This is a genomic window from Actinomadura kijaniata NBRC 14229 (assembly GCF_001552175.1).
Taxonomy (GTDB): domain Bacteria; phylum Actinomycetota; class Actinomycetes; order Streptosporangiales; family Streptosporangiaceae; genus Spirillospora; species Spirillospora kijaniata.
This window is the reverse complement of the sequence record NZ_BCQR01000088.1, coordinates 1-13,336: the sequence shown is the minus strand read 5'-3', so window position 1 is coordinate 13,336 and position 13,336 is coordinate 1. Positions and strand designations below refer to the sequence as shown.

General features: G+C 74.9%; 12 protein-coding genes. 7 read left to right on the top strand and 5 right to left on the bottom strand.

What is annotated here, in order from left to right:
* Positions 1-179 precede the first annotated feature (179 nt).
* On the top strand, positions 180-1,451 hold the full coding sequence (locus AKI01S_RS26480; RefSeq protein ID WP_084000282.1) for an MFS transporter: 1,272 nt from the start codon (positions 180-182) through the stop codon (positions 1,449-1,451).
* Here the strand turns inward: AKI01S_RS26480 and AKI01S_RS26475 are convergent.
* Both AKI01S_RS26475 and AKI01S_RS26470 read right to left on the bottom strand, forming a co-directional pair.
* A complete protein-coding gene (locus tag AKI01S_RS26475; RefSeq protein WP_067823661.1) occupies positions 1,430-2,326 on the bottom strand; it encodes a DNA-3-methyladenine glycosylase family protein in 897 nt (298 codons plus the stop codon). The two genes, AKI01S_RS26480 and AKI01S_RS26475, sit on opposite strands and share 22 nt — an antisense overlap.
* 49 nt (positions 2,327-2,375) lie before the next feature.
* Positions 2,376-3,398 (bottom strand): LacI family DNA-binding transcriptional regulator, encoded by a 1,023-nt coding sequence (locus AKI01S_RS26470; protein ID WP_067823659.1) that lies wholly within the window; start codon positions 3,396-3,398, stop codon positions 2,376-2,378.
* Positions 3,399-3,608: 210 nt separating this feature from the next.
* On the opposite strand from AKI01S_RS26470, the gene AKI01S_RS26465 reads away from it, so the two are divergent.
* The 3 genes from AKI01S_RS26465 to AKI01S_RS26455 all read left to right on the top strand — a co-directional run bounded on the left by AKI01S_RS26465 (position 3,609) and on the right by AKI01S_RS26455 (position 7,507).
* On the top strand, positions 3,609-4,877 hold the full coding sequence (locus AKI01S_RS26465) for an MFS transporter (protein ID WP_067823656.1): 1,269 nt from the start codon (positions 3,609-3,611) through the stop codon (positions 4,875-4,877).
* Positions 4,878-5,172: 295 nt separating this feature from the next.
* Positions 5,173-6,504, top strand: a complete 1,332-nt coding sequence (locus AKI01S_RS26460; protein WP_067823653.1) for a proprotein convertase P-domain-containing protein — start codon at positions 5,173-5,175, stop codon at positions 6,502-6,504.
* Positions 6,505-6,580: 76 nt separating this feature from the next.
* Positions 6,581-7,507 carry a helix-turn-helix domain-containing protein gene (locus AKI01S_RS26455; protein ID WP_067823650.1) on the top strand — a complete coding sequence of 309 codons (927 nt, stop codon included), beginning with the start codon at positions 6,581-6,583 and terminating at the stop codon, positions 7,505-7,507.
* A gap of 58 nt (positions 7,508-7,565) precedes the next feature.
* On the opposite strand, the gene AKI01S_RS26450 is transcribed toward AKI01S_RS26455, so the two are convergent.
* Entirely contained in the window at positions 7,566-8,927 is a 1,362-nt protein-coding gene (locus tag AKI01S_RS26450) for a M20/M25/M40 family metallo-hydrolase (protein ID WP_067823647.1), read from the bottom strand.
* A gap of 310 nt (positions 8,928-9,237) precedes the next feature.
* On the opposite strand from AKI01S_RS26450, the gene AKI01S_RS26445 reads away from it, so the two are divergent.
* From AKI01S_RS26445 to AKI01S_RS26435, 3 genes are all read left to right on the top strand, one after another.
* Positions 9,238-10,074, top strand: a complete 837-nt coding sequence (locus tag AKI01S_RS26445; protein ID WP_245681785.1) for an ATP-binding cassette domain-containing protein — start codon at positions 9,238-9,240, stop codon at positions 10,072-10,074.
* A gap of 72 nt (positions 10,075-10,146) precedes the next feature.
* Complete coding sequence (locus AKI01S_RS26440) at positions 10,147-10,731, top strand: TetR/AcrR family transcriptional regulator (RefSeq protein WP_067823644.1); 585 nt, start codon at positions 10,147-10,149, stop codon at positions 10,729-10,731.
* Positions 10,732-10,844: 113 nt separating this feature from the next.
* A complete protein-coding gene (locus AKI01S_RS26435; protein WP_169814020.1) occupies positions 10,845-12,350 on the top strand; it encodes an RtcB family protein in 1,506 nt (501 codons plus the stop codon).
* On the opposite strand, the gene AKI01S_RS26430 is transcribed toward AKI01S_RS26435, so the two are convergent.
* Both AKI01S_RS26430 and AKI01S_RS26425 read right to left on the bottom strand, forming a co-directional pair.
* Positions 12,340-12,756 (bottom strand): DUF6463 family protein, encoded by a 417-nt coding sequence (locus tag AKI01S_RS26430; RefSeq protein ID WP_067823641.1) that lies wholly within the window; start codon positions 12,754-12,756, stop codon positions 12,340-12,342. The two genes, AKI01S_RS26435 and AKI01S_RS26430, sit on opposite strands and share 11 nt — an antisense overlap.
* 10 nt (positions 12,757-12,766) lie before the next feature.
* Positions 12,767-13,336 (bottom strand): TetR/AcrR family transcriptional regulator (locus AKI01S_RS26425; protein WP_218009811.1); only part of this gene is annotated, 570 nt, incomplete at its 5' end.

Sequence of the window (13,336 nt, the reverse complement as noted above, 5' to 3'; positions counted from 1 at the left end):
CGCGGGTGAGGGTGGGGCGGCCCTTGCGGTGGGTGGGGCGCCGCCGGGACGCGGGCGCGGGCTGCTCATTCATCGGGGACGATGCTAGCCCTCCTTGAACTTCACACATGTTGACTTCAAGCGCGGGAGCGGGCACGGTGATCCAGGTAAGGCTCACCTAACCCCCTCGGGAGTCGTTCATGCGCCTGTCCTCCGTCGCCATGGACCTGTCACCGCTGCGCGCGAGCCGCGACTACCGGCTGTTCTTCGCCGGGTTCCTCGGCGCGCTGTTCGGCACGCTGATGACGGCGGTCGCCGTGTCCGTGCAGGTCTACGAGATGACCGGGTCGCCGACGCAGATCGGGCTGACGGCGCTGGCCCGCGCCGCGCCGATGGTGGCCGGGCTGCTGGTCGGCGGCGTGCTGGCCGACCGGTACGACCGGCGCGCGCTGATGCTGTGGACCCGGCTGCCGCTGGCGGGCGTCGCGGCCGCGCTGGCGGTCAACGCGCTGCTGCCCGAGCCGCGCCTGTGGGTCGTCTACGCCGCGACGGGCGTGACGGGGCTGCTGGCCGGGCTCGGCGGCCCCGCGCTGCTCGCGGCGACCCCGGCGCTGGTCGGGACCGAACGGCTCGCGGCGGCGGGCGCGCTCACCTCGGCCTCCACCCAGCTCGCGGCGCTGGCGGCCCCGGCCGTCGGCGGGCTGCTGGTCGCCGGCCCGGGACTGGCCGCCTGCTACGCGGTGGACGCGGCCGGGTACCTGGTGTTCTCGCTGGCGATGCTGTTCGTCCGGCCGCTGCCGCCCGCGCACGCCGCGCCGGACCGGGGCGTGCGGCAGGCGTTCGCGGCGGTGGGCGCCGGGCTGCGGTTCGTGCGCCGCGACCGGCTCCTGCTGGGGATGATGCTGGTCGACGCCGCCGCGATGGTCTTCACGATGCCGCAGGCCCTGTACCCGGTGCTGGCGGACCGGCAGTTCGGGTCGCCGGGCGTGACCGGGCTGCTGTACGCCGCGCCCGCGCTCGGCGCGCTGCTGGGCGCGGCGACCAGCGGATGGACCGGACGGGTGCGGGCGACCGGCTACGTGCTGGTCGGCGCGGTGCTGCTGTGGGGCGGCGCGCTGGTGGGGTTCGGGCTGAGTCCGGCGCTGCCGACGGCGCTGGCGTTCCTGGCGCTGGCGGGGCTGGGCGACTTCGTGTCCGAGACGCTGCGCGGCGCGCTGCTCCAGCACGGCACGCCCGACGAGCTGCGCGGGCGGGTCAGCGGCCTGTGGATGGTCCAGGCGATCGTCTCACCCGCCCTCGGCAACGCCGCCGTCGGGTTCCTGGCCGATCTCACCGACCCCCGCACCGCCGTGGTGTCCGGCGGCGCGGTCTGCGTCGTGGCGGCGGCCGCGGTGGCGGCGGCGTTCCCGGCGCTGCGCCGCGCCACGCTCGCCGTGGAGCCCGCCGACCGTCAGGGCGCGGCGCGCAGGTAGTGGGCCCAGTACCCGGCCCAGCGGCCGTAGCGCTCGCCGAGCTTCTGGACCTGGGCCATGGTCAGCTCGCGGCCGTAGACGCGGGCGGCCGGGTCCAGGAGCTTGCGCTCGTTCGGGGTCTCGTCGGTGCGGCCGAGGCCCCGCAGCAGGATGAACGCCGCCGCCCACTCCCCCACCCCCGGCAGGCCGAGCAGCGCCTTCCTCGCCTCCGCGTACGGGGCGGTGCGCAGCCACTCCTCGTCCAGGTCCAGCCAGCCGCGCACCGCGCCGTGCAGGTAGGGGCCCTTGCGCTGGTTGCCGACCAGTTCGGCGATCCGGCCGGGCGACAGCGCGGCGAGCTGCTCGGCCTCGGGGAACGCCGTGTACGCCGTCCCGTCCAGGACGACGGTGTTCCCGATCTCCCTCCCCAGGGCGCGGTGCGCCCGCAGCGTCACCGTCAGGCCGTTGCGCTGGGTGAGGATCGACCAGACCAGGCACTCCAGCGGCGTGGGGAACTTGGCCTGGTGGTAGCCGTGCAGCCGCTCCAGCACCGGGGCGAAGTCGGGGTCGTCGCGGCCGATCGCGTAGAAGCCGGTCAGGTCGTCCGCCAGGCTGAGGCTGAACGCGATCCGCGCGTTCGCCTCCCCGGCCGTCCCGGGATCGAGCGGTCCGTCGGCGTGCAGCACGCAGCGGACGGCCGCCCCGCCCTCGGCGGTGACGCGGGCGAGCACGGTGCGGCCTCCGGCGCGCACCGCCCGGACGAGGGTGCCGCCGGTCACCTCCTGGGCGTCGGCGGCGAGCGCGAAGCCGTCGAGGAAGCGCAGCGTCGCGGCGAAGTCGAACGGCGGGACGGCGGGCAGAACGGTCTCGGTCGTGCGGGTGACGGTCCGGGTCATGCGGGCGACGGCCTCCGGGGCGGTGACGGCGAACCCCCGAGCGTACCCCTCAGCCGGAGTCGCGCTGCGCGATCGCGAAGTCGTTCACCGGCAGGACGGTGGCCGGGTCGCGGTCCCGCGAGACGATCATCTCGTGCAGGCGGGCGGCCACCGCGTCGTCGTCGAGCCGTCCGGTCACCCGCACCGACGTCAGCCGCGGGCGCACCAGCCTGGCGACCGGCTGGTCGTCGGCCCCCACCACCGCGATCCGCCCGGGCACGTCGATCCCCGCGTCCCCCAGGGCGGCCAGCAGCAGCGCCGCGTAGTCGTCGTTGTAGCCGAAGACCCCGTCGGGGCGGTCGGCGCCGGCCGCCCAGGAGGCCGCCAGCGCGGCGGCGGCGTCCTCGTCGAACGGCAGGTCCACCCGGCGCGTCTCCAGCCCGCGCGCGGCGGCGGCCCGCGCGACGCCCGCCAGGCGGCGTTCGCCCCAGGCGTCGAGGCCGGGTTCGGCCGGGACCACGGCCGCCAGCCGGGTCCGCCCCCGGTCCAGCAGGTGGTCGGCCGCCGTCGCGCCGACGCCGTAGTCGTCCACCAGCAGCGTGGGGACCAGCGGCGACGGCTCCGCCCCGATCGCGATCACCGTGGCGGTCCCGGCGGCGTACAGCTGCCGCACGGCGGCGCGGGTGAGGCGGTGGGCCTCCACGATGACGGCGGCGGGCCGCCACTGCGCCCACTCGCGGGCGGCGGCCACGCCCTTGGAGCGGGTGTCGCCGTACAGCACGACGGTGTGGCCGTGCTCGCGCAGCCGCTCGCCGATGTCGTTCAGCCAGGACAGGAACAGCCCGCCGACCTGGAACGGCGGCAGCGGCAGCAGCACGATGTCGCTGGTGCCCTTGCGCAGGACGCGGGCCGAGGCGTGGGGGGCGTAGCCCAGCTCCTCGGCGGCGCGGCGCACCCGCTCGCGCGTCTCCTCGCTGATCTTCACGCCGGGGGCGTCGTTGAGCACGTAGGAGACGGTGGCCTGCGAGACCCCGGCCAGCCGGGCGACATCGGTGCTCGTCGCGGGGCGCGCGGCGGGGGCTTGGTCGACCATGGGACCAGTCTTTCGCACCTCGACCTTTGCCAGCGGGGGAAGCCGGATGCTATACAACGCTTATACGTATAAGTGATGCGTATCACCAGCCCCGCCCCGGCGGTCCGGCCCTCCCCTGACGCCGGGCTCCGGAGCCCTTCCCGGCCCCTTGCGAGGAGAAGTCATGAGGACCCTCGGCCCCTGCCCCCGCGTCCCCCGGCGGAGCCGGCGGTGACCGCCGTCGGTGCGGCGTCCGCCGCCACCGGAGTCCCGGCTCCCGGCCGCCAGCGCGGCCTGATGCCGCTGCTGCTGAGCGGCAACCTGCTGCTGTTCTCGATGTACGGCGGCGTGGTCAGCATCCTGCTGCCGTTGCAGATCGAGAAGCTCGACCCGGCGAACAAGGTCGCCAACCTGGGCCTGGTCACCGGCGTCGGCGCGGTCTTCGCGACCCTGCTCAACCCGATCGGCGGCGCGTTGTCGGACCGCAGCCGGTCCCGGTTCGGCCGCCGCAACCCGTTCCTGCTCGGCGGGGCGGTGCTGGCCCTGGCGTTCCTGACGGTCATGGGCTCCGCCTCCGGCCTCGCCATGATCATCGTGGGCTGGTGCCTGGCCCAGGGCATGGGCAACGTCTACCAGGCCGCGGTCACCGCGATCGTGCCCGACCGGGTGCCCCGGGAGCGGCGCGGCCTGGCCTCGGCGATGGCGGGGGCCGGAATGAACCTCGGCATCCTGCTCGGGGTGCTGGTCGCCGGGCGCTTCACCCGGTCGATCGACGTGGGCTACGTCGTGCTGGGCGGCCTGCTGGTCGCCGCCGCGGTCGCGCTGGTCACCCTCACCCACGACCCGCGCCCGCACGAGCTGCCCGCCGAGGTCGCCGAACGCCGCTCGTCGCTGGCCGGGGACCTGACGTCGTTCCTGTCGGCGCTGCGGCACCGCGACTTCCTGTGGGTGTTCCTGGGCCGCGCCATGATCACCCTGGGGTACTTCAGCATCCTGGGCTACCTGATGTACATGATGAAGGACCACATCGGCGTGCCCCGGGGCATGGACCCGGCCAACGCGGTGGCGATCCTCACCATGATCTCCACGGTGACCTCGGTGCTGGCGACCCTGGTCGGCGGCCCGCTGTCGGACCGGCTGGACCGCCGCAAGCTGTTCGTCTTCGTCTCCAGCATGGGCTGCGCGGGCTCGCTGCTGCTGCCGCTGCTGTCGCCGGACTGGACCACGATGATGGTCTTCATGGCGGTCAACGGCTTGTTCTTCGGCGTCTACATGGCCGTCGACACCGCGATGGTCACCCTGGTGCTGCCCTCCCAGGGCGACGCCGCCCGCGACATGGGCGTGCTCAACATCGCCAACGCCGGACCGCAGATCGTGTCCCCGTTCGTCGCCTCGGTGATCATCAACAGCCTCGGCGGGTACTCCTCGCTCTACATCGTGGCCGCCGTGCTGGCGGTGGCCGGGGCACTGGCGATCCTCCCCGTCCGAAGCGTGCGCTGACCGCCCCCGGCCGGGCGCCGCCGCGCGAACTCTAAAGATTCAGTTTCGCGGCGGCGTCCGGTCGCGGTTTTTTCGGTTCCGGTCCTGCCGGCGGCCCGCTGGATGCGCTCCCACCTGCGCCCAAACCTGCCGGGCCGATCCCGGCCGAATCGAATTTTCAGTTTTTAGACTGCCGGTTTCAGGTTTTCGGCTTTTCGCTCGTCCGTCTCCTTGATCCCGTCCGGGCGGCGGCGCACGCTGCCTCGCGGCGGCGTCACCGGGGGCTCGCCGCCGCTCCCGACCGAAGGAGACAGCCATGACGACACGGATGCGGGCCCTCGGAGCGGCGCTCGCGACGGGCCTCGCCACCACCCTCGCCGCCGCCCTCGCCACCGCCCTCCCGGCGGGCGCGGCGTCCGCCCCGGCCCCGGAGCTGGAGCCGACCGTCCGGGCCGCCATGGACGCCGCGCTCTCCGGGAAGGCGCGCGGGTCCTACGGCGTGCCCGCCACGACCCCGCTGCGGACGCTGGTGGAACCGCAGCGGTGGTCGCCGGACCGGCGGTGGGCGTTCGGCAGCGCGGCGTTCCTGATCCCTTCGGGCGTGGAGACCGCGCCGGTGACCGCGCTGTTCGTGGCCCGGCTCGACGGCCGCGCCTGGACGGTGGGGTTGCAGGGCACCCCCCGGTTCGCGGCGCTCGCGCACGCCGCGCCCGCGCCGGTGGTCCGGGACGACGAGCGCGTCCCGTTCGCCCGCACCGCCGAGGTGAGGTCGCTGTCGGCCGACACCGGCCTGTCGCTGCCGTGGAAGCAGGGCACCGGCTGGGGCCACTGGGGCGTGCACGGCAACAGCGGCCAGTCCCGCCCCTACAACTCGATCGACTTCTTCGGCGGCGACGGCAACGTCCTCGCCTCGCGCGCCGGGACGATGTACCGGCACTGCACGAGCGGCGGACGCTGGCCCTACATCACCGTCGTGCACGACAACGGGTACACCACCGGCTACTACCACCTGCGCGACACCACCGCCAAGGCCAGCGGCAGCGCCGTGCGGCTCGGCGAGTACCTGGGCCGCATCGCCGAGGAGCTGCCGTGCGGCGGGTCCGCCAACGGCGACCACGTCCACTGGACGCTGTGGTCGGGCTCGGGCGCCAACACCCCGGTCGCGGTGCAGGGCAAGACCATCGGCGGCTGGACCTGGTACGAGGGCTCCTCGGCCTACGCCGGATACGCCCAGCGCGGCTCGACCCGGATCTACCGCAACGCCTGCTGCAACCTCATCAACCACGGCGGCGGCGGCGAACCCGGCCGGGTCTTCGAGAACGCCGACGACGTCGCCATCCCCGACCGGGGCACCGCCGAGTCCGCCATCACCGTGACCGGTGTGCCGGGCAACGCGCCGAGGACGCTCAGCGTGTTCCAGGACATCCACCACACCTGGCGCGGCGACGTGGAGATCGACCTGGTCGGGCCGAGCGGGCGCGCCTACCGGCTGCGCGACCGCGACGCCGACGACGACGCCGACATCATCCACGAGACCGACACCGTCGACGCCTCCGCCGAGACCGCCGGCGGGACCTGGAGGCTGCGGGTGCGCGACGTCGACGTCAACGACAGCGGCTACATCGACGCCTGGAGCCTGACCTTCTGATCCCCCCGGCCCGCCCCTCGACGGCGCGGCGCGGGCGCCGGTACCGTTCGTGATCATCGGCCGTCAGGAGGTCCGCATGACGTCCACGACGCGTCCGGCCGCTGCGGACGTGCCGCGCGCGGCCCCGTTCGACGAGGCGCTGCGCGCGGCGATCCGCGCCCGGGGGCTGAGCCTGGAACGGCTGCACGCCCGGCTCGCCGACCGCGGCATCCGGGTGAGCCTGGCCAGCCTGTCCAACTGGCAGCGCGGCCGGTGCCGCCCCGAACGGTCGCACTCGCTGCACGCGGTGCGGGCGCTGGAGCAGATCCTCGGCGTTCCGGAGGACTCCCTGGTGTCCCGGCTGGGGCCGCCGCGCCCGCGCGGCCGGTGGGTGCGACACGTGCCGGGCGCGCTGCCCTACCGGGAGGTGTGCCCGGTCCACGCCAGCGTGGACCGGCTGCTGGAGCAGATCGACGGGCCCTGCGACGGGCGGCTGGAGTGGCTGAGCTGCCACGAGCGGTTCCGCGTCGGGCCGGACCGCCGGGAGGTCGGGGTGCACACGCGGCTGGTGCTGCGGGCGCTGGCCGACGGCGTGGACCGGCACGTCGCGCTGCACTACAACGAGCTGGGGCTCCTGCCGGAGCTGCGCGGCACCGCCTACTGCCGGGCGGGCCGCACCCGCACCGACCGCCCCGACGGCGTGACGGCGGTGGAGCTGCTGTTCGAGCGGCCGCTGGAACGCGGCGAGACGACGGTGGTGGAGTACGAGTTCGGCTACGGGGAGCACGCGCCGCTCACCACGTTCTACCGGCGGTGGTTCCGGTTCCCGGCGCACGACTACCTGTTGCAGGTGCAGTTCGACGCGGCGGCGCTGCCCGCGCGCTGCTACCGCGACTGGCAGCCGAACGTGTCCACCGAGCCGACCGACCTGCAGGAGCTGCGGCTGACCGGCTGGCACACCGCGCACCTGGCCGACGTCGACATCCGGCCCGGGGTGCACGGCGTGCGGTGGGAGTGGGACTGAGCGATCCGGACGGGACGGGGCGGCGGCCAAAGCGGGGCCGCCGCCCGGTCCCCGCCGGTCAGCGGTGGCGCGCCACCTCGTAGGCGGCGCAGCCGATCAGTTCCAGGGACACCTGGAGGCGCTCCAGGCTGATGTTGCCGCGCACGGTGTCCTCGGGGGTGTGGTAGACCGGCTCCAGCTGGCTGGGGGCCTCGCCGCCGCGCCAGCTGAAGTTGCCCGCCGCGATGCCGCGCTCGGCGAACGACTGGTGGTCGCTCGCGCCGCGGGCGACCGGGCCCTTGGTCTGGTCGACGTAGCCGAGGCGCTCGGCCGCGCCCTGGATCGCGGTGGTGGTCGTGTTGGGCTTGCCGTCCAGCGACAGCAGCCAGTAGGTGCCCGCCGGCGGGTGGCTGGTGGCGACCATGTCGTTCTGGAAGCAGCCGCTGATCGCCTTGACCCCGGCGTCGTCGAGCCCCTTGACGTAGTGGCGCGAGCCGACCAGGCCGAGCTCCTCGGCGCCCCACAGGTAGATGCGCAGGTCCTGCTGGATGGGCAGGCGGCGCAGCGCGCGGGCCAGCTCCAGGCACAGCGCGGTGCCGCTGCCGTCGTCGTTGCCGCCGGGCGAGCCGGGGACGCTGTCGTAGTGGGCGCTGATGATGACGGCCTTGCCCTCGGGGTTGGGCAGGTTCGCCTTGCGCTCGGCCAGCACGTTGTAGGAGGTCAGGTTGGTGTGCTTGGTGGCCTTCAGCGACAGCTTCCGCATCCCCTTGCGGATCTCCGCGCCGTGGTACTCGGCGATGCCGAGCACCGGGATCGCCACCTCCTGCTTGAGGACCGGCGTGAAGGTGGCGGCCTTGCGCTCGGGGAAGCTGGCGCTGCGGACGTTGACGATCAGGACCGCGGCGGCGCCCTTGGCCGCGGCGGCCACGGCCTGGTCGGTCTCCTTGTCGGCCACCCGCGTGAACACCGCGATCTTGCCGGTCAGGTCGGCGGTGACCGTGGTGGCGTCGCCCAGGTCCACGAGGTCGCCCCGGACCCGGCCGGTGCCGCCCTGCAGCGAGCCGGGGGCCTGCCAGTGGGCGTCGTCGCGGCCCCACATCTCGGCGAGGATCTTGTCGGGCACCGGGAACGGCTGGAGCTTCACCTTGTAACCCAGGTCGCGCAGCACCCGCTGGGCGTACCAGGCGGCGCGGTGCTCGGAGTCGGTCCCGGCGATGCGCCAGCCGATCTGGTCGCTGAGCACCCGCAGGTGCCGCAGCGCGCGGCGGGCGTCGACGCGGGCGACCACGGCCTTGTCGCCGGTGGTCAGCGCGGGGCCGTGGGAGGCCCCGGGGCGCTGCCGGGTCACGGCGGCGGCCGTGCCGGGCAGCAGGCCGACGGTGGCGAAACCGGCGAACGCCGCGGCCCCGGCCAGCAGATCACGGCGGTTGACCTCGGTCATGCGTCTCCTCGGAGTCGGGCAGGCGATCAACGCCGCCCGGCCCGGATCGCGGGCCTGGTCGTCGTCGACCGCTGCAGGATCAGGGCGTCCTGTTGGCCGCGAACCTACGGAATGTCGCATTCGTCCGGCAAGATCAGGACCGACGTGCAACCGAAACGTGATCGATCCGGTCGGCCGGTCCCGTTCCGCCTTCCCCACCGGTCCATTGCCTCCCCGCCGGGCCGATCGGTATCGTGGCCGGACGAGTGATCCACATCACAGGATCCGCATCACGGCCGCCCCGCGACGACGCACCGGGAGGCGATGGAGCGTGCTCACCCCGCTGCCCATCCCGACGCTGCCCGACCCCGCACCGGTCCTGCCCGCCAACGGGCCCGGACCCGTTCCCGAGGCCGGGGAGGGGCTGCGGGCCATGGGCGTCACGGTCCGGTTCGGCGGGACGACCGCCGTGGACGGCGCGGCCCTGACCGCGCCGCCGGGCACCGTCACCGGCCTGGTCGGCCCGGCCGGGTCGGGCAAGACCACGCTGTGCGACGTCCTCACGGGGCTGTGCCGCCCGGCGCGCGGCACCGTCCGGCTGGACGGCGCGGAGCTGACCGGCCGCCCCCCGCACGAACGCGCCCGGTGCGGGCTGGCCCGCACCTTCCAGCGGCCGACCGCGTTCTGGCCGCTGACGGTGCGGGAGAACGTGCGGCTCGCGGCGGAGATCCACGCGGTCACCCGGCGCCCGCCGGGCCGGTCGGCGCGCGACCGGTGGCGGCGGCGCCGGGCGGCGCGGCACGCGGCCGGCGAGGTCGCCGACGCGCTGCTGGAGCGGGTCGGGATCGCCGCCTACGCGCAGCGCCCCGCCGGGTCCGTGCCGCCGGAGGTGGCGCGGCTGCTGGAACTGGCGCGGGCGCTGGCGGCGCGGCCCCGCGCGCTGGTGCTGGACGAGCCGTGGGCGGACCTGTCCGAGCACCGGGGCCGGGCGCTGGAGGTGCTGGTGCGGGACCTGGCCGCGGAGGGCCCGGCGGTGCTGCTGACCGGCTCGGACCTGGAGGCGCTGATCGGCGTGTGCGACGTGCTGTACGTGCTGGACGCCGGGCGGGTCGTCGCCTCGGGCCCGCCGGTGGAGGTGCGCGCCGACCCGCGCGTCAGGTCGCTGTGACCCGCGCGGGCGGAGCGTGACGATAATGGAGCCGGGGGGACGGCACGGCACCCGTTCACCTGGAGGAACGTCATGACCACCGCTGGGCGCCCCGTGCGCGAGGCCCTCATCGACGCCGCCGCCGACCTGCTCGTCCAGCGCGGCTACCGGGCGGTGCGGATGCGCGACGTCGCCGCGGCCGCCGGGGTGAGCCGCCAGACCGTCTACAACGAGTTCGGCGACAAGTGGGGCCTGGCCCAGGCGGTGGTGCTGCGCGACCACGAACGCTATCTCGACGGCATCGACCACGTGCTGAGCGGCCACGACGACCTGTACTCGGCGGTGGAGGCGGCGGTGCTGTTCACCCTGGAGCTGTCGGCCGACGACCCGCTGAAGAAGACCGTGCTGACCGGGACCGACGGCGAGGAGCTGCTGCCGCTGCTGACGACCCGGGCCCAGCCGGTGCTGTTCGCCGCCAAGGAGCGGCTCGTCGAGCACGCCCTGCGCCAGTGGCCGGAACTGGACCGGGAGACGTTCACCGAGATCGCCGACACGGCCGTCCGGCTCGCGATGAGCCACATCGTGCTGCCCGCCGAGCCGCCCGAGCGCGTCGCCCGGATGATCGCCCGCACCGTCACCCGTTACCTGGGCACCCCGGAAAAACCGCTGGTCCTCTGAGGGCGCGCCCCGTTACGCTGGGCCCCACCTCGCGGCTGCTGAACCGGAGGCACCACGACGCCACCGCGCGTCCCGTTCGCCACGCCCTCAAGCAGCCCCGAAGGATCCCTCTCTTGCGTACCCGTCAAGACCATCGTCTCGAACGCCTCGACGACCACTGGCTCCGCCTGCCCAACCGCTGGGACGTGCCGGTGGAGATCTGCGCCGGCCCCGGCGTCCCGCTGGAGCCCGCCGCCGTCGACGAGGCCCTCTCGCTCCTGGAGACCGCCGACACCCTGGCCCGGCTCGCCGAGGCCACCGGCTTCGACGGCCCCGAGCCCCGCATCACCCGTGTCGTCCTCACCCCCGACCTCCACAAGGGCGCGGGCATCCCCATCGGCACCGTCCTGGAGACCGAGAACGCCCTCCTCCCCCAGGCCGTCGGCAACGACGTCAACTGCGGCATGCGCCTGGAGGTCACCTCCCTGCGCGCCGACCGGGTCCGGTCCCGGCTGGACCGGCTGGAGAAGCGGCTCCGGCACCTGTTCTTCGAGGGCGGCCGCCGGGTGGCGCTCACGCCCGCGCAGCGCGAGGCGCTGCTGCGCGACGGGCTGCCGGGCCTGCTGCTGACCGGTGACACCCCCTGGCGGGGCCTCCAGCCCACCGACGCCGACGACGCCGTGGACCGCGCCCACCTGCCGTGGTTCCCCGCGCGCACCGCCGCGGCGTTCGCCGACTGGATCGGCAGCGCGGGCGGCGCCAGCCACGACAGCATCATCGGCGGCATCGGCGGCGGCAACCACTTCGTGGAGCTGCAGTACGTGTCGGAGGTCCACGACCCGGCCGCGGCGCACGCCTGGGGGCTGGCGCCGGGCACGGTCGTGCTGATGGCGCACAGCGGCTCCCTGTCGCTGGGGCACCAGGCCAACGGGACCGCGCTGGACCTGCTGCGCGCGGGCTGGCCCGCCGGGCTGCCCCGGCCGCGCAACGGGATCCTGCCGTTCCTGCCCGGCGAACGCACCGAGGCGGCGCGGCGGCGGTACCTGGACGCGTTCGCCAACGCCGCCAACTTCGCGCTCGGCAACCGCTTCTTCCTCGCCCTGACGATGCGCGCCGGACTGGCCGCCGAGTACGGGGAGCTGACGTCGCGGCCGCTGTACGACGCGCCGCACAACCTGTTCTGGCCGGACGGGGACCGGACCGTCCACCGCAAGGGCGCGACCCCGGCCGGGGGCCACGCCGAGACGGCGGGCGGGCCGCACGCCCTGTGGGGCGAGCCGGTCATCGTGCCGGGGTCGATGGGCGCGTCGAGCTTCGTGCTGCGCGGGCACGGCAACCCGCGGTCCCTGGCCAGCGCGTGCCACGGCGCGGGCCGCCGCGTCCCGCGCGGGGCGACCGCGCGGGGCGGCGACGCCGAGCTGGACGCGTTCCTGCGGGAGTTCCGGATCGTGACGCCGCTGGACCACCGCGACCCGCTGGTGGCGCGCCGCTCCGACGTGATGGCGGCGTGGCGGCGCGACCTGAAGCAGGAGGCCCCGTGGGCCTACAAGGACATCGGCCCGGTGGTGTCCTCCCTGGCCGCGGGCGGCGTCGCCACCCCGGTCGCCGAGCTGCGCCCGCTGCTGACGGTCAAGGGGTGACCGGCTCCGTCCGGTCCGGGGCGGCCTGCGCCCCGGCCGGGCGGTGGGGGGCGCGGCGCGACCAGGCCGCCAGCAGGCCGGCGGCCAGCACCAGCCAGCCGCCGGAGGCGGGATCGACGACGATCATGGTGCCGCCGATGACCAGCAGGTAGACGGCCACCTGGCGCGGGACGCGGCCGGTGGCGCGGACCGAGCGCGCGGCCAGGGTCCCGAGCGCGAGGAAGCCGATCCCGGCGTAGACGAACCACAGGGCCGCCTCGCGTTCGGGGACGCCGTCGATCCCGGCGACGACCCCGGCGCCGGCGATGTCCGCCCAGACGTCGGGCTTCACCACGAAGGCGAAGACGGTGTGGATGACGGCGATCGCGATGATCAGCCGGGGCGTCCAGCGGGCCGGACCGTTCATGGAACCCTCCTCAGGGGGCGCGGTCACCGGCTCCGAGCCGGATGACCAGGTCGTACAGGCCGCGCAGGGCGCGGCCGGAGGCGGCGGGGACCAGATGGTCGGCGCCGATGGTGACCAGGTAGAGCAGCAGCGCGGTCTGTTCGGCCGCGGCGGGGTCGCCGGTGATCTCCTGCCACAGGTCGCGCAGGTAGGCCATGCGGGTGCGGTCGACCCGTTCCTGGAGCGCGCGGACCTCGGGGTCCTGCTGCGCCCAGGCGCGCACGGCGACCTCCAGGGCGGGGCCGCGGTCGTCGTCGCTCACCCGCTCGGCGAGCCGGTCCAGCCGGGCGCGCGCGGAACGGTCCGGGCCGCTGTCGGCGTACGCGATGTAGGCGGCGGTGCCCTCGGCCTCGATATGGGCCAGCAGCGCGGTCTTGTAACCGCCCATGCCCTTGAAGTGGTGGTAGAACGACCCCTTCGTCAGGCCGAGGCGCTCGGTGAGGCGCTCGATCGTCAACGCCGGGGCGCCGTGCTCGCCCAGGATGTCCAGCCCCGCCTCAAGCCAGTCGCGCTTGCCCGCCATCCGCCCTCGCCATCCCAT